Consider the following 18419-nt stretch of genomic DNA (forward strand, 5'->3'; position numbering starts at 1 on the left):
GGCCGGGGGCCGCTTGGTTCAGGGCTCCACGTAGCCCAGCACGCGCAGGCGCAGCGCGTGCGCCCGCGGGTCGCGGTCGAAGAACAGGCCGCCCTTCTGTTCGGAGCCGGCGGGCACATAGTCGAACTCGACCATGGAGCTTTCCAAAGCCTCGTCGCCCGCCATGAGCTGTCCCTCCACCTGGACCTTCGCGCCGGTCTTGCCACCGTCGTTGGTGAGCCGGATGTGGGCGAGCCAGCGTGGCCCGGCGGGAACCACCTCCTCGATAACGGCGGTGATCGCCGGTGGGCCGCTGCCGCGGGTGATGCCCTCGTAACCCAGCACCCCCACCGAGCCCAGGAACAGCAAGAGCCCCAGCCCCGACGAGATCCAGGCCAACCGCGACACCGACGCGCTGCCGTCCTCGTCCCTCGACGTGATGTCGTTTTCCCGGATGTCGGCCATCGGCGTCCCTCCCGTCACACGATCAGGCGGGCGGTGGCGGCACCCAGCGCGCTGGGGAAGCCCAGCACCACCGTGGCGGTCACCAGCTCCATCATCGACAGGCCGGCGATCCGCTCGAAGGTCCACAGAAGATAGAGGCTGATCAGCAGGGCGATGCCGTAGCCGGCGACCGAGAAGCGCAGGAAGACGGAGAGGAAGCCGTCGTTCCCGGCGCTCTCCTGACCGGCGAAGCCGACCGTGTAGACGAAGATGTGCAGCAGCCCCAGCGACAGCACCGCCAGCGCCACCGCATGCCAGGGCGACATCTTGTAGGAGATCAGGATCATCTCCTCGGTCGGGGCGACGTTGAAGCCGACGAACAGCGCCCCCGCCCCCATCAGGAACAGTTCCCCCGGATAGCTGGAGCGGATGCGCCGCTCCCTGTCGGCGTCGTCCTGCTGGCCGAGCTGCTTGCGCGCCAGCATGGCGCCGATGCTGGCCGGCACGGACTGGAGCGCGATCTTGCCGATGATCTCCGGCAACGGCTGGTCCAGACGCACGATGGCGAAGACGGTCAGCAACGCCGCCGACATCAGGAAGCCGACGGCGAAGGCCGACAGCGCGTCGATCAGGTCGTCCTGCCAGCAGAAGGTCTCTTCGAAGCCGGCGAAGTAGGACAGGCCGAACAGCACCGGCAGGGTCACCAGGATGAACAGGGCCAGCCGGAAGCGGTCCATGTAGAAGCCCAGCTCCCACATCTCCATGGTCATCAGCAGCGGCAGGGCGAAAATGATCGCCCCCGCCGATGCGCGGGCCAAAGCGCGGGCGAATTGAGCTTCGTCATGGAGAAAGCTGCGCTGGCGGGTGATGTCCATGGCCCATGAATGCGCGAGCGGAGCGGTTGGTTCCGGCGGTACCACGGCAGTGATCGGACCCATGATCGGGATGGCGAATTTCCTCTTGACCTTCCAATCGTTGGAAGGCGGAAGCTGACGGCAACACCACCTTGTGGGAAGGAGTTCGTCATGATTGCGTTCAAGGTTCCCGGTATGACCTGCGGCGGCTGCGCCGCCTCCGTCCGCCGCGCGCTCGGCGCCGTCGCCGGGGTCGAGGATGTGCAGATCGACCTGGAGTCGAAGGACGTCCGCGTCGACGGGACGCCCAGCGCCGACGCGCTGCGGACGGCCCTGGGCAAGGCCGGCTTCGAGGCCGAAGGGTTGCCGGTCGCGTAACGGTTTTCGGCGCCCTTGACCTTCCAATCATTGGAAGCCTTATCTGGGGAAGCCGGCTGACGACGAAGAAAGGACGATCATGTCCGCCACCACCACCGACCTCGACATCGGCATATCCGGCATGACCTGCGCCTCCTGCGTGGGGCGGGTGGAAAAGGCGCTGTCGCGCCTGCCGGGCGTCACCGGCGTGTCGGTCAACCTCGCCACCGAGCGGGCGCGGGTCGCCTTCGCGGGCGATCCCGATCCGCGGGCGGTGGCGGAGGCCATCGAAAACGTCGGCTTCGAACCGCAGAGGCAGGACTTCGACCTGACGGTCGGCGGCATGACCTGCGCCTCCTGCGTCGCGCGGGTCGAAAAGGCGCTGCTCCGCGTGCCGGGGGTGGAGTCCGCCGCCGTGAACCTCGCGACGGAGCGGGCGCACGTCACCGCCTACGCCGGAACGGTGGACGCCGCCCGGCTGGCCGAAGCGGTGGAGATGACCGGCTTCACCGCCGCCCCCGTCGCCGACACCGAATCCGCGGTGACGGCGGAGGACCCGGCGCAGAACCGCAACCGGCGGGACCTTCATCATGTGCTGATCGCCGCCGCGCTGTCGGCGCCGCTGGTTGTCGGCATGGCCGGGGACCTGCTGGGGCTGAACCTGATGCTGCCGCCCTGGGCGCAGTTCCTGCTGGCGACGCCGGTGCAGTTCTGGCTGGGCTGGCGCTTCTACCGGGCCGGTTTCATGGCGGCGCGCGCCGGGTCCGGCAACATGGATCTGCTGGTGGCGCTCGGCACCTCGGCGGCCTGGGGGCTCAGCGTCTACATGATGCTGACGGCGCATCCGGGCCACACGCCACACCTCTATTTCGAGGCGTCGGCGGTGCTCATCACCTTCGTGCTGCTCGGCAAGTGGCTGGAGGCCCGCGCCAAGGGCCGGACGGCGGCGGCGATCCGCGCGCTGATGCAGCTTCGCCCCGACACCGCCCGCGTCCGCCGCGACGGCGTGGAGGTGGACCTGCCCATCGCCCAGGTGCGCGTGGGCGACCATGTGGCGGTCCGCCCCGGCGAGCGCATCCCCGTGGACGGGCGCGTGGCGGAGGGGGCGGGCAGTGTCGACGAATCCATGCTGACCGGCGAAAGCCTGCCGGTGGAGAAGGCGCCGGGCTCCCGTGTCACCGGCGGCTCCATCAACGTGGACGGGCTGCTGCTGGTCGAGACGGTGGCGGTGGGCGCCGAGACGATGCTTGCCAAGATCGTCCGCATGGTCGAGGGCGCCCAGGCGTCCAAGGCGCCGATCCAGCGGCTGGTCGACAAGGTGGCGGCGGTCTTCGTGCCGGTGGTGCTGGGCATCGCCGCGGTGACGCTCGCCGGCTGGTGGATCGGCACGGGGAACGCGGAGACGGCGATCATCACGGCGGTGTCGGTGCTGGTCATCGCCTGCCCCTGCGCGCTGGGCCTCGCCACGCCGACCGCCATCATGGTCGGCACCGGCGCGGCGGCGCGTCACGGCATCCTCATCAAGGACGCGGAGGCGCTGGAGCGCGCCCACGCCATCACCGCCGTGGCCTTCGACAAGACCGGCACGCTGACCGAGGGCAAGCCCCGCGTCACCGATCTGGTGCCGGCGGACGGCGTCGACGACGGGGAGCTGCTACGGCTGGCCGCGGCGCTCCAGACCGGCAGCGAACACCCGCTCGCCCGCGCCGTCCGCGACCGTGCGGCGGAGCGCGGCGTGGCTGCCGTCACACCGGAGGGCTTCAAGGCTCTGGCCGGGCGCGGCGTGTCGGCCAGCGTGGAGGGCCGTGCGCTGCTGCTGGGCAGCAAGCGGCTGATCGCGGAGAACGGCTTGTCCGATGCGGCGCTGGAGGCGCGGGCGGCGGCGCTGGAGTCCGCCGGGCGCACCCTGTCCTGGCTCGCCGAAACGGCGCCGGAGCGGCGCGTTCTGGGCCTCGTCGCCTTCGGCGACACGGTGAAGGAGAGCGCCCGCGCCGCCGTCCGTTCCCTGAAGGCGCAGGGGGTGGAGACGGTGATGGTCACCGGGGATGGTGCCGGGGCCGCCCGCGCGGTGGCCGCCGACCTGGGCATCGACCGTGTCTTCGCGGAGGTGCTGCCGGACGGCAAGGCCGAGGTGGTGGCGACGCTGAAGGCGGAGGGCAAGGTCGTCGGCATGGTCGGCGACGGCATCAACGACGCCCCGGCGCTGGCCGCCGCCGATGTCGGCATCGCCATGGCGACCGGCACCGACGTGGCGATGCACACCGCCGGGGTCACGCTGATGCGCGGCGACCCGGCGTTGGTCGCCGGCGCCATCGACGTGTCGCGCCGCACCTACTCCAAGATCCGCCAGGGGCTGTTCTGGGCCTTCATCTACAATCTGGTGGGCATTCCGCTGGCGGCGTCCGGCCTGCTCAGCCCGGTGCTGGCCGGGGCGGCGATGGCGCTGAGTTCGGTCAGCGTCGTCCTGAACGCCCTGTCGCTGCGGGGGTGGAAGCCATGAGCATGGGCGGCATGACCATCGGCGACGCGGCGAAGGCGTCCGGCGTCAACGCCAAGCTGATCCGCTACTACGAGTCCATCGGCCTGATCCCGGAGGCCGGGCGGACGGCGGCAGGCTACCGCGTCTATTCGTCCAGCGACGTGAATGTCCTGCGCTTCGTCAAGCGGGCGCGGACGCTGGGCTTCAGCATCGAGCGCATCCAGATCCTGGTCGGGCTGTGGCAGGACCGCAGCCGCTCCAGCGCCGAGGTGAAGCGCGTGGCGCTCGACCATGTGGCGGAGCTGGAGGCCAAGATCGCCGAGTTGCGCGCGATGAGCGACACGCTGACGCATCTGGCTCACGCCTGCCACGGTGACGAGCGGCCGGATTGCCCGATCCTGCGGGATCTGGAGGAGGGTGGGGTGAGTTGTTGCCACGAGCCCCCACCCTGACCCTCCCCCGCTGACGCAGGGGAGGGGATGAACTCCCTCTCCTGCGATCGCGGGGGAGGGAAGGGGCCCGCAGCGAAGCCGTGGGAAGGGTGGGGGCAAACACCTACCCCAGCGCCGCCCGCAAACTCGCCTCCAGCGGCCTGACCGTGTAGCCCAACTCCCGCACCGCCTTGCCGCTGTCGAAGCCGCCGCCGCCCAGCGCCAGCCGGACGCCTGTCACCGACGCCCTGGGCGGACGGCGGGTCACATGGTCGGACAGCCATTCCTCCACCCGCGCGGCCGCCAGCACCAGGGCGGGCGGCACGGAATGGCGGTGGAGCGGCACCCGGCCGCACAGCCGGTCGATCCGCTCCGCCAGATCGCCCAACCCGATATCCATTCCCCCCAGGATGTAGCGCTCGCCGACCCGCCCGCGTTCCGCCGCCAGGATCATCCCCTGCGCGACATCGCGCACGTCCACGAGGTTCAGCACGCAATCGAGGATCAGCCGCGGCCCGCCGCGCCGGAACAGGCGCAGCATGGCGTTCGGCGGGGTGGGCAGCCGGTCGCCGGGGCCGATGGGCGCCGTGGGGTTGACCACCACCACCGGCAGCCCCTGCGCCGCGGCGGCCAGCGCGTCCTTCTCCGCGAGATACTTGGACCGGCAGTAGGGACCGGCCAGCGCCTCCAGTCCCGGATCGGCGCGCTCGTCCAGCCGGCGGGGCGGCGGGTGGCCGATCATCACGGCCTCCGTCGAGCAATGGATGAAGCGCTGCAACCCCGGCGTCCGCGCGGCCGCGTCCAGAACCACCCGCGTGCCTTGCCGGTTCACCCGGTCGAAGACGGTCGGGTCGCGGTCCCACAGCGTGGCGACGGCGGCAAGGTGATGGACCCGCTCCACCCCCTCCAACGCGCGGGCCACCGCCGCCGCGTCGAGGATGGAGCCGCGCTGGACCTCCACGCCCGGCGGCAGGCCGTCCGGCGGGTCCTGAAGATCGAGGATGCGCACCCGCTCGCCCCGCGCCGCCAGCGCCGCCACCAGATGCCCGCCGATGAAGCCGCAGCCCCCGGTGACGAGGGTGATGCCCATGCGCCTCCGCCTCCGCCTCTAGGCCCCGCCGAGGATGCGGTCGGCGTTGCTGTTCAGGTCGCGCGTCAGGGCGGCCAGCCCGCCCCCGCGCAGCGTGTTCTGGAACTCCGAGCGCTGGGTGGCGAGCTGGCTGACCGTGCCCTTCGCCAGCACGTCGAGGATGCGCCAGCGGTCGCCCTCGGGACGCAGCAGATAGCTCAAGCGCACCGGCGTCTTGCCCGCGCGCACCAGATCGGTGTCGACCAGCAGCATCCCGCGCGGAGCCGGCCGCTCGCCGACGATCTCGAGCCGCTGGCCGTCGTAGCTGTCGAACCGGTCGACATACTGGGCGGCGCTGCGCCGGGCGAAGGCGTCGAGCGCCTGCCGCTTCTCCGGCTCCGCCGACTGGTCGAAATAGGGAGCGGCGGCGACGCGGAGCGCCGCTTCCAGGTCGAAGGTGTCGAGCATCACCGGCAGGAAGCGCTGAAGCCGCGCCCGCGCCGGCTCCCGTCCCGCGGCCTCCCGCATCAGGGACAGGATGGCTTCGTTCAGCCGCGCCACCGTGGCGCGGGCGCCCGGCGTGGTGCCGGCTTGCTGGGCCACAGCGGGGACCGGCAGCAGGCCAGCCGCCAGGACGGCCAGCGCGAGCGCGGCGCGCATCCATGTTCGGCGTGAGAAAGACCCAGTCATCGCGGTGCGCCCCGTCCTGTTCCGGCAAGAGTCGATGGGAATCTGCCCGTTCGGGGCAGATGGATTCAACCGTCCGTATGGGATGTAACAGCGTCCGGGCCGGTCTATCCTCCTGCGCGGCGCTGTCGAAGGGAGGTGTCCGGATGGGTGGATCGGCGAAGAGGGAAAGCGGATGGATGCCGATCCCGGACCATCCGCTGTATGGCTGCGACGCCGTCACGCTGCTGACCGTGCTGGCGCGCAACGGCGGGCCGAAGGGGCGCGGCTGGACGACGGCGCTGGCGGCGCTGGGCTCGGCCGTCGGGCGCGCGCCCTTCTCGCTGGCCGAGGCCGGGTGGGTGGCGGCGCGGCGCCGGACGTCTGCCGGTTTGCCGCCGCCGGTCTTCATCCTCGGCCATTGGCGCAGCGGCACCACCCATCTCTACAACGTGCTGAGCCGCGACCCGCAATTCGGCATCATCGACCCCTTCGCGGTCGGTCTGCCCTGGGACATGCTGGGGCTGGGCTCGGTCCTGCGGCCGCTGCTGGCCCGCGCCCTGCCGGAGCGGCGCTACATCGACAACGTGCCGGTCAAGGCCGACAGCCCGCAGGAGGACGAGATCGCGCTGGCGAACATGTCGCCGGTCTCCTTCTACCATGGCCTCTATTTTCCGGAACGGTTCGACGAGAACCTGCGCCGCGGCCTCTATTTCGATGGCTGCACGGCGGCGGAGCGGGACGCCTGGAAACGCCGCTTCCTCTATTTCCTGGAGAAGGTGTCGATCGCCCAGGGCGGGCGCTGCATCCTGCTGAAGAACCCGGTCTACAGCGCGCGGGTCGCCATGATGCGGGAGATCTGGCCCGACGCGCGCTTCATCCACATCCACCGCGACCCGCGGGCGGTGTTCGTGTCCACGGTGGGCTTCTACCGGACGCTGCTGGCGCGGCTGGCGCTCCAGCCGCACGGGCACATCGACGTGGAGCGGGTGGTGCTGGACCACTATCCACGCATCATGCAGGCACTGATCGACGACACGGCCGACCTGCCGGCGAACCGCTTCGCCGAGGTGCCGTTCGAACGCTTCGAGCGGGCGCCGCTGGAGGAAGTGGAGCGGCTGTACCAAACGCTGGAGTTGCCGGGTTACGCGGCGGCGCGTCCGAAATTCGAGACGTATCTGGGGGCGGTGAGCGATTACGCGAAGAACCGCCACCGCCTGTCCGACGAAGGGCGCGAGCGGGTGGACCGCGAATGGGCGCCCTTCGTCGCGCGCTGGGGGGCCGGTGTGGCGTGAGGGCTTTTGCCCCCTCCCTAACCCTCCCCCGCTTTCGCGGGAGAGGGGACTGCCGCCGCTCCGCTCAAAATTCCCTCCCTCGCCAAAGGCGGGGGAGGGTTAGGGAGGGGGCAATCGCACTCCTCCTTCTCACTTTCCTCACCCACCCCGCCTACGCTACCTGCCGCACGGTCTCCGTCACCGCCAACGGCGTCCCCGTCATTGGCATCGAGGACATGGCGCTCGACGCCGCGCGCGGTCAGGCGGTGCTGTCCGCTTACGACCGCCGGGCCGGAACCACGGGCGGGCTCTATCTGCTGAACCTGCGATCCCTCGACGCTCCGGCCGTCGTTGTCACTCCCCTCGCCACCGGCCTGCGCCCGGCGGGCATCGACCTGCGCGCGGAACCGGACGGCGCGCTCTCCCTGCTCGCCATCAGCCGCCAGGAGGACGGGTTGGCGACGGTCGAGCGCTACCGCCTGGACGGCGCCACCCTGACCCACCAGGGCACCACCGTCAGCCCCTTGCTCTGCCGGGCCAACGACGTGGCCTTCCTCGACGGGGACCGTTTTCTCTTCACCAGCAGCCACGGCGGCTGCGGCTGGGGCGCCGTGATGCAGGACAACGTCCTCGGCGGGCGCCACGGCTTCGTCGGTGTGGTGGACAACGGAACGGCCCGCGTCCTGATCGGCGGGATCGGCTTCGCCAACGGCCTGTTCCCCGACCCGAGCCACGACCGGCTGACCGTCGCCGCCACGCGGGAGGAGGCTTTGCTCGTCTACCGCTTGTCCGATCCGCAGGCCCCGCCGCGGCGCGTCGCCATGCCGGGCGGGCCGGACAACCTGACGATGGCCCTGGACGGCCGCCTGCTGGCGGCGCTGCACCCGTCGCCGGTCCGATTGGCGCTGCACCGTTACGGCTGGCCGGGCGGGGCGGCGGCGCCAACCCGCGTCGCGGCGCTCGGCCCCGCCGGGGTGGAGATCCTGCTGGACGAAGATGGACAACGCTTTTCGGCCGCCACGGTCGCCCTCTCGTGGAACGGGCGGCTGGTCATCGGGTCGGTGACCGCACCGGGGCTGCTGGTCTGCGACGAAGCCGCCAGCGGTGCCACAGGATCATCAGCGCCGGCAGAACCACCAGCGACGAGATGACCGTGTAGGTGATCGACACCGCCAGCAGCACCCCCATGCTGGACAGCCCGCGGTGGTTGGACAGCGCCAACGTCGCGAAGGCGGTGCTGGTGGTCAGCGTGCTGACCAGGACGGCGCGCGGCGTGCTGGTCACCAGAAGCTCGATGCCGAAGGCGCTGTCCGACGCCCCTTCCCGCACCAGATCCTGACCGCGCGAAACCATGTGGATGCTGCTCGACACGCCGAGCGCGAACAGCAGCGGGATGACGATCACGTTGGCGAAGTTGAAGGGAATGTCCAGCAACCCGGCGGTCGCCATGGTCCACAGGGCGGCCAGGACCAGCGGCGCCAGGATCAGCACCATCCCGGTCACCGAGCGCTGCACGGCGACCAGCAGAAGCACCATCAGCACCAGCGTCAGCGCCGTCGCCTCCAGGAAGGCGGAACTGACGACCCGCGCACCCTCCGTCACCGTCACCGGGGCGCCCGTGGCGTTGGGGGCTACGGCCAGTACCGCATCGGCGAACTCGGCCATGTCGCGGCTGTCGGAAATGTCATGGGTGGGCAGGACCTCGACACGGGCGCGTCCGTCAGCGGCGATCCAACGCGCCTTCAGGCTGTCCGGCACGTCGGCCGCGGTGACCGGCTGTTCGACTGCCATGCCCTCCCGCAGCCGGTCGAGCAGCGGCGGAACGCCTCCCGTCAGCGCGCGGTCGAGCGTGGCGAGCTGTGCCGGTTGGACGCGAGCCAGTGCGTCGGCAAAGCGCTGCACAGCGGCGCGGAGGTCGTTCGGGCCAGTCGGCTTTTCCGACAGATAGCTTCCCAGCACTGTCTTCAGCATGTCGAAGGCCCGCTCAAGCCCGTCCTGATCCAGTGCCGCCGACGCAGCGGGTGCGGTCAGGCTGGGGCCGAGGAGCAGCGACATGTCCGCCAGGATGGGCAGCTTGGCCTCCTGATCCTTGGGGATGAAGCTGGCGAAGGTGCGCACACCCCCGGATTCCGGCAGCGCGCGCACCCGGTCGGCCAGCGCCTGGGCCGCTTCGAGATTCGGGGTCAGGACATTGACGGAATAGGGGGATGTGCGCGGGACGGCCGCCAGATCGCGGTAGGTGGCGACGGCCTCCGTCCGCTCGTCCTGAAGGTTCAGCGGGTTGACGTCGAGCCGCACCAGCGGCAGAGCCGCGACGGACAGGACTGCGCTGGCACCGGCCAGGGCCAGGATGGCGCGATGGCGGCGGGTGACCCAGCCGGCGAACCCCCGGTCCTCGCGCTCCGGCTGGGGCACCCCGGGGCCGGGGCGCAGCAGTACGATCAAGGCGGGCAGGAGGGTCAGGCTGATGAACAGGGCCACCGCCATGCCGAGCGCGGAGATGATGCCGAACTCCGCCAGTCCCAGATAGGCGGTCGGCACGAAGGACAGGAAGCCGATGATGGCGCACAGGGTGCTGAGCACCAGCGCCGGCCCGACCGCCCGCACCGCCTCGATGGCAGCGGCCCGCGGAGGCAGGCCACGGCGCAACTCCTCCTGATAGCGCAGGCCGAGATGTCCGCCGTAATCGTCGCCAAGCCCGAAGAACATCACCGCGCAGGTGACGGAGATCAGGTTCAGCCGCCCCACGGTCAACGCTGCCGCCCCGGCGCTCAGCGTCAGGCCCAGCAGCAGAACCACCATGATGCAGGCGATCAGCCGCCCCGACCGCATTCCGGCGATCAGCACTGCTGACACCAGGATGAAGGACAGGATGGTGGCGAGGCCGGCGCTGTTGGCGACCGTGTCCAGCTCCGTTTGGCGCAGGGGGACCGTGCCGGTGACCCGCATCTCGACCCCTTGTCCGACCGGCTCCGCCTGGACGGCGGCGATGGCCTCGCGCGTCGCGTTCACCGGGGGGCGTCCCCGCCCGAAGGAGCTGTTGTCCAGAACGGGCCGGGCCAGGACGAAGCGGCGGTTGGCCGCCCGGTCTTCCTCCTCCGCGGCCTGCACCAGCCCCGTCCAGGACAGCGGCGCCGGCTGTCCGTCGATCACCGTCGCCGTGCTGACCGCCAGCCGGTTCAGCAGGTCAGCGGGGGAGGCCGGCGCTCCCTCGTCCACGTGGGTCAGGATCAGGTCCAGCAGGTCGGCCAAGCCCTGGAGGTTCGGGGCGGCGTTCAGCGCGCCCAGCGCCGCCTGCGCGTTGGCCAGCCGGGTCGCCAGATCTTGCAATTTTTCCGTGTCGAGAAACAGCAAGCCGTACTGGCGGAAGTACGGGTCGGTGGAGGGTACCTCCACCGCCGACAGCACGTCGGTGCGGGCGGACATAAGCTCCGCCAGACGTACGGCGGCGGCATCCGACTGGTCGGGGGAAGGGCTGTCCACCACCACGACTATCTGATCGTCGGAGAAGGAAAAAGCCTGCCGGTATTCCTCCGTGTGTTGGCGGTAGGCCGCCTGCGACGAGATCATGTCCGCCGTGCTGGTGCTCATGGTCAGATTTTCGGCGGAGTACCAGCCGGCCAGCACGGACAGCAGCACGCCGAGGGCGAGCGTCACCCCAGGCCACTGGCAGGACAGGGTGCCGAGACCCCCGATCATGGCGCGGCCAAAGTCCGCCATGCGGTCAAGGACCCCTTGCTTCTCCGTCACGCTGTACGTCTCCTTTGGCAGCGTGCGCAGTCTGACAGGACAACCTGTGGCACCCAACGTACGCTACTGTATGTTACTTCCAACCAATGGGCGAAGTACGGCACCACAATACTCTGATACCTCCGCGGTGGGGAAATGGGGGGCAGAGCGGGAGCGCCGATGCAAGACCACAACGCAAGCACAACCTTGCGGGTTCGCCAAGCCGAGCCTTCGGGCAAGGCCGTGGGCGATGCTGTGGCGGACGCCACGGACGCCCTGATCCGGCACCAGCAGGACGACGGACATTGGGTGTTCGAACTGGAGGCCGACGTCGCTATTCCGTCCGAGTATCTGCTGCTGCACCACATCCTGGACGAGATCGACTCTGAACTGGAGGCCGGGTTGGCGGCCTTCATACGGGGGCGGCAGGGGAAGGATGGTGGCTGGCCGCTGTTCTTCGGCGGTGCCATGGACATCAGCTGCAGCGTGAAGGCCTACTTCGCGCTGAAGGCCGCGGGGGACAGCCTCGACGCGCCGCACATGCGCCGCGCCCGCGAGGCGATCCTGGCGCGGGGCGGGGCCGCGCGCTGTAACGTCTTCACCCGCATCCTGCTGGCCCAGTTCGGACAGATACCCTGGCGGGCCGTGCCGGCCATGCCGGTGGAAATCATGAACCTGCCGCCCTGGTCGCCCTTCCACATTTCGCGCATCTCCTACTGGTCACGGACGGTGGTGGTGCCGCTGCTGGTCGTCATGGCGCACCGGCTGCGCGCCCGCAACCCGCGCGGCATCGACATTGCCGAGCTGTTCATCGAGCCGCCCGAGCGGGTGCGCAACTGGCACAGCAACAACAGCCGTGGCGGCTGGGCCACGCTGTTCCGCGCGCTCGACGCGGCGTTGCACGCGGTGGAGCCCCGCCTTCCGGCCAACGGGCGCCAGACGGCCATCGACCGCGCCGTGCGCTTCGTGACGGAGCGGCTGAACGGCGAGGACGGGCTGGGCGCCATCTTCCCGGCAATGGTCAACGCGGTGCTGATGTTCCATTGCCTGGGCATGCCGCCCGACCATCCCGACGCGGCGATGGCACGCCGCGCGCTGCGCGGGCTGGTGGTGCGGCAGCCGGGGCGGGTCTATTGCCAGCCCTGCCTGTCGCCGGTCTGGGACACCGCAATCATCTGCAACGCCCTGCTGGAGACCGGCAGCCCGCGGGCCCGCGCCGCGGCCCGGCGCGGGGCGGACTGGCTGATCGACCGGCAAATCCTGGACGTCGAGGGGGATTGGGCGTGGCAGCGGCCGGGGCTGGCCTCGGGCGGCTGGGCCTTCCAGTACAACAACGCCCATTACCCGGACACCGACGACACCGCCATGGTGGTGATGGCCTTGCAACGGCTGGACGCCGACCGCTACGGCGAGCCGATCCGCCGCGCGCGGGACTGGATCGTCGGCATGCAGAGCCGCAACGGCGGCTGGGGCGCCTTCGACGCCGAGAACCAGCACGACTTCCTCAACCACATCCCCTTCGCCGACCACGGCGCCTTGCTCGACCCGCCGACCTCCGACGTGACGGCGCGCTGCGTCATGATGCTGGCCCGGCTGGGCGAGGGGCGCGACACCGTGCCGACCCGCCGCGGCCTGACCTTCCTGGAGCGCGAGCAGGAGAGCGACGGCGCCTGGTTCGGGCGCTGGGGCACCAACTACGTCTACGGCACCTGGTCGGCGCTGGAGGCCCTGAACGCCGCCGGGGTGCCGCACTCCGCGGTGGCCGTGCAGCGCGCCGCCCAGTGGCTGCTGGCGCACCAGCGCGCGGACGGCGGCTGGGGCGAGGACGGCGCCAGCTATTGGGCCGGCAACCCGCGCGGCGAGGGGCCGGTCTCCACCGCCTCGCAGACCGCCTGGGCGCTGCTCGGGCTGATGGCCGCCGGCAAGGGCAACCACCCGGCGGTCGACCGCGGCGTCGAGTATCTGCTGTCGGCCCGCGACGCCGAAGGGCTGTGGAGCGAGGAACCCTTCACCGCCGTGGGCTTCCCGCGCGTCTTCTATCTGAAGTACCACGGCTACGCGGCGAGCTTTCCGCTGTGGGCGCTGGCCCGCTACCGGGCCCTGAGGGCATGATGGGGCGGGCATGATGGGGCGGATGTGAGGGCAGCGGCGGCGGTCTTGGCCGCGGCGCTGACCGTGACCGTCCAGGGCGTGCGCAACGGCGACGGGCTGATCGTCCTCGCCGTTTGCGAGGAAGCGGCCTACCCGGCTGGGCGCTGCGCCTTCCGGGTCACCGCCCCGGCGGCCGAGGGTTCGGTGCGCGTCACCGTGCCCGACGTGCCTCCGGGGACCTACGCCCTGCGCGCCTACCACGACGAGAACGGCAACGGGCAACTGGACCGCAACCTCCTCGGCGTGCCGCGGGAGGGCTTCGGTTTCGGCAACGACGCCTCGGTGCTCCTGGCCCCGCCGAGCTTCCGCGACGCCGCCGTGACGGTGGGGGAGGATGGCGTGGAGACGGCGTTGACGCTGCGTTACTGGTTATCGCCATAGGGAGGCGCGTGATGGCTGCCGCGATCCTCACCGGCATGGCGTTGGAGGCCCGGATCGCCCGGCGCGGCGGGCTGCCCGCCGCCTGCGCCACGGGGCACGCCGCCGCCATGGCGGCGGCGCATCGCTTGCTGGAGGGGGGCACCGGCGGGATTGTCAGCTTCGGCATCGCCGGCGGCTTGGCGCCCGACCTGCGGCCCGGTTCGCTGGTCCTGGCGAGCGCCGTCGTCGATGAGGACGGTGCCGTCCATGAAACCTGCCAGTCTTGGCGGAATCGCCTGCGCAACGCCTTGCCGCAGGCCCATTCCGGCATGGTGGTGGGGGCGCGGATGCCCGCGGCGACGGTCGGGGACAAGGCCCGGCTGCGCGCTCTGACCGGCGCCGCGGCGGTCGATCTTGAAAGCCTTGCCGTCGCGCGGGCCTGCCAAGCCTGGGGGCGGCCCTTCGCCGTGCTGCGCGCGGTTGCCGACCCGGCGTGGCGGGCGCTGCCCGCGGCGGCGTTGGCTGGGCTGGACGGGGAGGGGCGCATGGCCCCCGGCGCCGTGCTGGCGCGGCTGGCCGCCGACCCCCGCGAACTCGTCGCGCTGGGCCGGCTGGCCTGGGACCTCGGCAAAGCCCTGGCGTCGCTGCGCGGGGCCGCCCGAGCCATTCCGGTGGATTTACTCGGCGGCGGTCCGCTCGGCCTCGATCCGGCGCAGCGTGTCCGCGACGTGGCGTGAAAAGACCTCCTCCGCCGGGCGCTGGCGGTCCAGCGGGATCTCCGGTGCCATCGGCCCGTCCGTGCGCGGCCCGCGCAGGCTGACCGCCAGCGCCGAAAGGGGATTGCGCAGCGTGTCCTCCACCGCGGTCGGCTCATAGCCGCTGTGGACCATGCAGTCGGCGCACTTCTCGTAATTGCCGGTGCCGTAGGCGTCCCAGTCCGTCTCCTCCATCAGCGCCTTGAAGGTCGGGGCGTAGCCCTCGCCCAGCAGGTAGCAGGGGCGCTGCCAGCCGAAGACGTTGCGCGTCGGGTTGCCCCAGGGCGAGCAGCGGTAGGTGCGGTTGCCGGCCAGGAAATCCAGGAAGAGGGACGATTGCGAGAAGCGCCACTTCCGGCCCCGCCCCCGCGCGAAGACCTCGCGGAACAGTTCCTTGGTCTTGCGGCGGTTCAGGAAATGCTCCTGGTCCGGCGCGCGCTCGTAGGCGTAGCCGGGCGACACGGTGACGGCGTCGATGCCGGCGGCCATGGCCTCGTCGAAGAAGGCGGCAACCTTCTCCGGTTCCGCCCCGTCGAACAAAGTGCAATTGATGTTGACGCGAAAGCCGCGCGCCTTGGCGGCGCGGATCGCTGCGACGGCGCGGTCGTAGACGCCCGGCTGGCAGACCGCCTTGTCATGCTCCTCCCGCCCGCCGTCCAGATGGACCGACCAGGTGAAGAAAGGGCTGGGGGTGAAGCGGTCGAGCCGCTTTTCCATAAGCAGGGCGTTGGTGCAGAGATAGACGAACTTGCGCCGCGCCACGATGCCGGCGGCGATGGTGTGGATTTCGGGGTGCAGCAGCGGCTCCCCTCCGGCGATGGAGACCACCGGGGCGCCGCATTCGTCCACCGCGCCCAGGGCGTCCTCCACGGACAGGCGACGGCGCAGAATCGGGTCGGGATAGTCGATCTTGCCGCAACCCGCGCAGGCGAGGTTGCAGCGGAACAGCGGCTCCATCATCAGCACCAGCGGGAAGCGCCGGTTGCCCTTGAGGCGCTGGCGCAGCACATAGGCGCCGACCAGCGCCGCCTGGATCGCAGGAACGGCCATGGTTACGCCTCTCCCGGACCGTGGTGGATCGCCGTCTGGTGGATCGCCGTCATGGACTCATCCCTGAAATTGCATCGCGCTCCAGTTTGGAGCGTCCGGGGACGCACGGCAGGTAGATTACTGTATGATACTTGCCGCGGTCCGGCGGGCAGAGAGGATTTGCGGGACGTACAGGGTGTACGTGCGCCCTTTCGGTGCGGTCTTGGCGTGGTGTTCAGGGCTGCGGCTTGCGCCCGCTCCGCGCGACTTTGGCCTTCTTAGGTTTGGTTTGCGGCTGGGCGAGGTGCTTCAACTCCTCGTATCGGCTCAGAAAGAGTGCGTAGGCCCGATCGGGGCCGACCGGGACGATCCTGTCCGGGTGGGCGGGCGGCAGATGCCCCCAATCCAGCCAGGCGGGCGGCAACAGGTCGCGCAGTTCCGTCGCCATGCAGACGAGGTCGGCCTGCTTGATGGCCGGCACCTCGTCGTCGAAGCCGAACCAGCGGCGCAGCGCGTCCTTGACCGGATGAAGCCGCTGTTTGACGTAGTCGCGGTCCAGCATCACCTTCACCGGCGACGGCCAGTCGCCGAGAAACTCCTCGCAGTCGTGCATCAGGGCCGAGTAGGCCAGGGGCGGCGGCACCAGACGCGAGACCATCACCGAATGCTCGGCGACTGAGTACCAGGGCCGGGCCGCCCCGCCCCAACGCGGCTGGGACGACAGGCACTGGGCGATGTCCTCGATCGGCATGCCTGTGGCGTCCGGCGTCAGCAGGTCGAGAACGAAGCCGGACGGCATCAGGATGGCGGTGCGCCCGTCCGGTCTCTTGAGAAGATCGAGTTGCATGGTGGGGACCGTTCCAAACCGCGGGCGGGGTGCGGGGCCATGCTCAAGAGCTGGCCCCGGCCGTCGACCCGATCGCTCGATCGGGCTGCGCGGGTTTAGCAGATCGCGGACGGGGCGGACAACGGCCCCCGGCGCAAGGCCGCCATCGACCGTGACGGCGCCGCGCTCACCCTCGCCATGGGTTGCATAAGTTACAAATTTTGCATCATTTACAGGCTTCTCCGGTCGTTCCGGGCGATGTAACGTATGCCTGCGTTTCTCCAGTGCAACGACACGGATAGGGATGGCCGCGCCGATGCTGAACGAGCCTGCGAAGGATGGGGTGCTGAACCGCAGCATCAACGATCTGCGCGTCCTGCTGATCGAAGACGACGACTTCACCCGCCGGCTGGTGAGCCGCCTGCTGCAGGATCTGAAGGTCCGCCAAGTGTGGGAGGCGTCCGACGGCGTGTCGGCGCTGGCCATCCTGCGTGACCATCCCGAAAAGGTCGACCTCGCCATCTGCGATCTGGAGATGCCGCGGATGAGCGGGCTGGACCTGCTGCACGCCCTGCGGACGGCCACGGGCAATCCCCTGGCCGACCTTCCGGTGATCGTCCTGACCGGCCACCGCGAGGCGGACACCGTCAAGCGGGCCATCGCCTACGGCATCTCCGGCTATCTGGTGAAGCCGGTGTCGAAGACCGACCTCGTGAAGCGTCTGAGCTTCGTCCTTCAGAAAGGCCGGTGACAGGGCTTTCGCAATCATAAGGAGTGATCGGTCGGAAACTGACCCATTTGGTGCAGTCAGGCGTTGCGGGAACGGATGCGAGGGGGCACCTTCTTTCCGACCACCCCTTTGACCGGAGACGCCGTGCCATGCCGGGGACCGTCCGGCCCATTCCAGGTCCGCTGCGGATCGCCTCGAATCCCATCGTGGACCGCCGCGAGGAGTTGGCGCGCGCCGTCGTCGCCATCCAGTTCAAGCGCTGGCCGGCGCTCTACGCCCGTTACGGCGAGGCCGGTCGGGAACGTTGCGTCGAGGATGTCGGCTTTCACCTTCTGTATCTGGCGGAGGCGGTGGCGAGCGACAGCCCGGCGCTGTTCCGCGAGTATGTGGCCTGGGTCAAGATCCTCTTCGCCGGAATCGGCATTCCGGACGAGGAGCTGGGCGAAAGCCTGGAAATCCTCCGCGACGTGGTGGCCGTCCGGGTCGATCCCGCCACGGCGGCGCGCGCGCATGCCTGCGTGGAGGAGGGGCTGTCGGCGCTGCCCGGTCTGCCGCGGGAGGCGCCGCCCTTCGTCCGGCCGGACGCGCCGCTCGGCGCGCTCGCGCGCTCCTATGTGGATGCGCTGCTGGCCGGGGACCGGCGCCGGGCGGCGGCGCTGGTGACGGAGGCCACGGCCGCCGGGGCGACGGTGCCCGACCTTTACCTGCATGTGTTCCAACCGGCCCTGCGCGAGATCGGGCGGCTGTGGCAGACGCGGGCGATCACCGTGGCGCACGAGCATTTCGCCACCGCCGCCACCCAGGCGATCATGGGCCAGCTCTACCCGGCGATCTTCGCCGCCGAGCGGCGCGGCCTGTCCATGGTCGCCACCTGCGTCGGCGGGGAGCAGCACGAGATCGGCATCCGCATGGTCGCCGACTTCTTCGAGATGGCCGGCTGGGACAGCCACTATCTCGGCGCCAACACGCCCGCGAGCAGCATCGTCCACGCGCTGCGGGAGCGGAACGCCCAGATTCTGGCGGTATCGGCCACCATCACCGCCCATGTCGGACGGGTTGCCGCCCTCGTCGCCGCGGTGCGCGCCGAACCGTGGGAGCGGCCGCCGCAGGTGCTGGTCGGCGGCTACCCCTTCAACCTCGTCCCGGATTTGTGGAGGACGGTCGGCGCCGACGCCTTCGCCCCCGGCGCGCAGGAGGCCGTCGCCATCGCGGAGCGGCTGATCGGTCCGGCCGTCCCCGACCGCGCCGCCGGTGTTGCCTGATGAGTATCGCTTGATGAGCGTGGC

Annotated in this window: 17 protein-coding genes; 10 read left to right on the top strand and 7 right to left on the bottom strand. The window is 70.5% G+C overall.

Features of this window, described 5'->3' with window-relative positions:
• Positions 1-18: 18 nt before the first annotated feature.
• Together ACWPN7_RS02475 and ACWPN7_RS02480 are read right to left on the bottom strand one after the other, a co-directional pair.
• Complete coding sequence (locus tag ACWPN7_RS02475; protein ID WP_103041303.1) at positions 19-444, bottom strand: hypothetical protein; 426 nt, start codon at positions 442-444, stop codon at positions 19-21.
• A gap of 14 nt (positions 445-458) precedes the next feature.
• Complete coding sequence (locus ACWPN7_RS02480; RefSeq protein ID WP_103041302.1) at positions 459-1298, bottom strand: TIGR02587 family membrane protein; 840 nt, start codon at positions 1296-1298, stop codon at positions 459-461.
• A gap of 150 nt (positions 1299-1448) precedes the next feature.
• Here ACWPN7_RS02480 and ACWPN7_RS02485 point away from each other — a divergent pair, with 150 nt between their 5' ends.
• From ACWPN7_RS02485 to cueR, 3 genes are all read left to right on the top strand, one after another.
• Positions 1449-1655, top strand: coding sequence for a heavy-metal-associated domain-containing protein (locus ACWPN7_RS02485; protein WP_349621213.1), 207 nt, complete (start codon positions 1449-1451; stop codon positions 1653-1655).
• A 79-nt stretch (positions 1656-1734) separates the two neighbouring features.
• On the top strand, positions 1735-4134 hold the full coding sequence (locus ACWPN7_RS02490; protein ID WP_459197831.1) for a heavy metal translocating P-type ATPase: 2400 nt from the start codon (positions 1735-1737) through the stop codon (positions 4132-4134).
• Entirely contained in the window at positions 4131-4565 is a 435-nt protein-coding gene (gene cueR / locus ACWPN7_RS02495; protein ID WP_459197832.1) for a Cu(I)-responsive transcriptional regulator, read from the top strand. The genes ACWPN7_RS02490 and cueR overlap by 4 nt, the downstream gene beginning before the upstream one ends.
• A 103-nt stretch (positions 4566-4668) precedes the next feature.
• On the opposite strand, the gene ACWPN7_RS02500 is transcribed toward cueR, so the two are convergent.
• Both ACWPN7_RS02500 and ACWPN7_RS02505 read right to left on the bottom strand, forming a co-directional pair.
• The gene (locus ACWPN7_RS02500; protein ID WP_459197833.1) at positions 4669-5634 is read right to left on the bottom strand and encodes an NAD-dependent epimerase/dehydratase family protein; all 966 of its coding nucleotides are present in this window, start codon (positions 5632-5634) and stop codon (positions 4669-4671) included.
• An 18-nt stretch (positions 5635-5652) separates the two neighbouring features.
• Positions 5653-6273, bottom strand: coding sequence for an ABC transporter substrate-binding protein (locus tag ACWPN7_RS02505; RefSeq protein ID WP_040134492.1), 621 nt, complete (start codon positions 6271-6273; stop codon positions 5653-5655).
• Positions 6274-6479: 206 nt separating this feature from the next.
• Here ACWPN7_RS02505 and ACWPN7_RS02510 point away from each other — a divergent pair, with 206 nt between their 5' ends.
• Entirely contained in the window at positions 6480-7574 is a 1095-nt protein-coding gene (locus tag ACWPN7_RS02510) for a sulfotransferase family protein (RefSeq protein WP_492273103.1), read from the top strand.
• Positions 7575-7789: 215 nt separating this feature from the next.
• Positions 7790-8704 (top strand): SMP-30/gluconolactonase/LRE family protein, encoded by a 915-nt coding sequence (locus tag ACWPN7_RS02515; protein WP_451994456.1) that lies wholly within the window; start codon positions 7790-7792, stop codon positions 8702-8704.
• On the opposite strand, the gene ACWPN7_RS02520 is transcribed toward ACWPN7_RS02515, so the two are convergent.
• Positions 8604-11303, bottom strand: a complete 2700-nt coding sequence (locus ACWPN7_RS02520) for an MMPL family transporter (RefSeq protein WP_492273104.1) — start codon at positions 11301-11303, stop codon at positions 8604-8606. The genes ACWPN7_RS02515 and ACWPN7_RS02520 overlap by 101 nt on opposite strands.
• Before the next feature lie 159 nt (positions 11304-11462).
• Between ACWPN7_RS02520 and shc the strand changes: the two genes are divergently transcribed.
• From shc to ACWPN7_RS02535, 3 genes are read left to right on the top strand one after another with little or no spacing between them, the layout of a single operon-like run.
• On the top strand, positions 11463-13394 hold the full coding sequence (gene shc, locus ACWPN7_RS02525) for a squalene--hopene cyclase (RefSeq protein ID WP_200776223.1): 1932 nt from the start codon (positions 11463-11465) through the stop codon (positions 13392-13394).
• A 24-nt stretch (positions 13395-13418) separates the two neighbouring features.
• Positions 13419-13814 (top strand): DUF2141 domain-containing protein, encoded by a 396-nt coding sequence (locus tag ACWPN7_RS02530; protein WP_247887752.1) that lies wholly within the window; start codon positions 13419-13421, stop codon positions 13812-13814.
• Positions 13815-13825: 11 nt separating this feature from the next.
• On the top strand, positions 13826-14530 hold the full coding sequence (locus ACWPN7_RS02535) for a phosphorylase family protein (RefSeq protein WP_200776224.1): 705 nt from the start codon (positions 13826-13828) through the stop codon (positions 14528-14530).
• Here the strand turns inward: ACWPN7_RS02535 and hpnH are convergent.
• Complete coding sequence (gene hpnH, locus ACWPN7_RS02540; RefSeq protein WP_200776225.1) at positions 14471-15598, bottom strand: adenosyl-hopene transferase HpnH; 1128 nt, start codon at positions 15596-15598, stop codon at positions 14471-14473. The genes ACWPN7_RS02535 and hpnH overlap by 60 nt on opposite strands.
• A 214-nt stretch (positions 15599-15812) precedes the next feature.
• Complete coding sequence (locus ACWPN7_RS02545) at positions 15813-16424, bottom strand: hydrolase (protein WP_200776226.1); 612 nt, start codon at positions 16422-16424, stop codon at positions 15813-15815.
• Positions 16425-16719: 295 nt separating this feature from the next.
• Between ACWPN7_RS02545 and ACWPN7_RS02550 the strand changes: the two genes are divergently transcribed.
• Positions 16720-17154, top strand: coding sequence for a response regulator (locus ACWPN7_RS02550; protein ID WP_459197836.1), 435 nt, complete (start codon positions 16720-16722; stop codon positions 17152-17154).
• A gap of 128 nt (positions 17155-17282) precedes the next feature.
• A complete protein-coding gene (locus tag ACWPN7_RS02555) occupies positions 17283-18395 on the top strand; it encodes a cobalamin B12-binding domain-containing protein (protein WP_459197837.1) in 1113 nt (370 codons plus the stop codon).
• Positions 18396-18419 lie beyond the last annotated feature (24 nt).

The sequence above is a fragment of the Azospirillum sp. UENF 312511 genome (genome assembly GCF_058780635.1).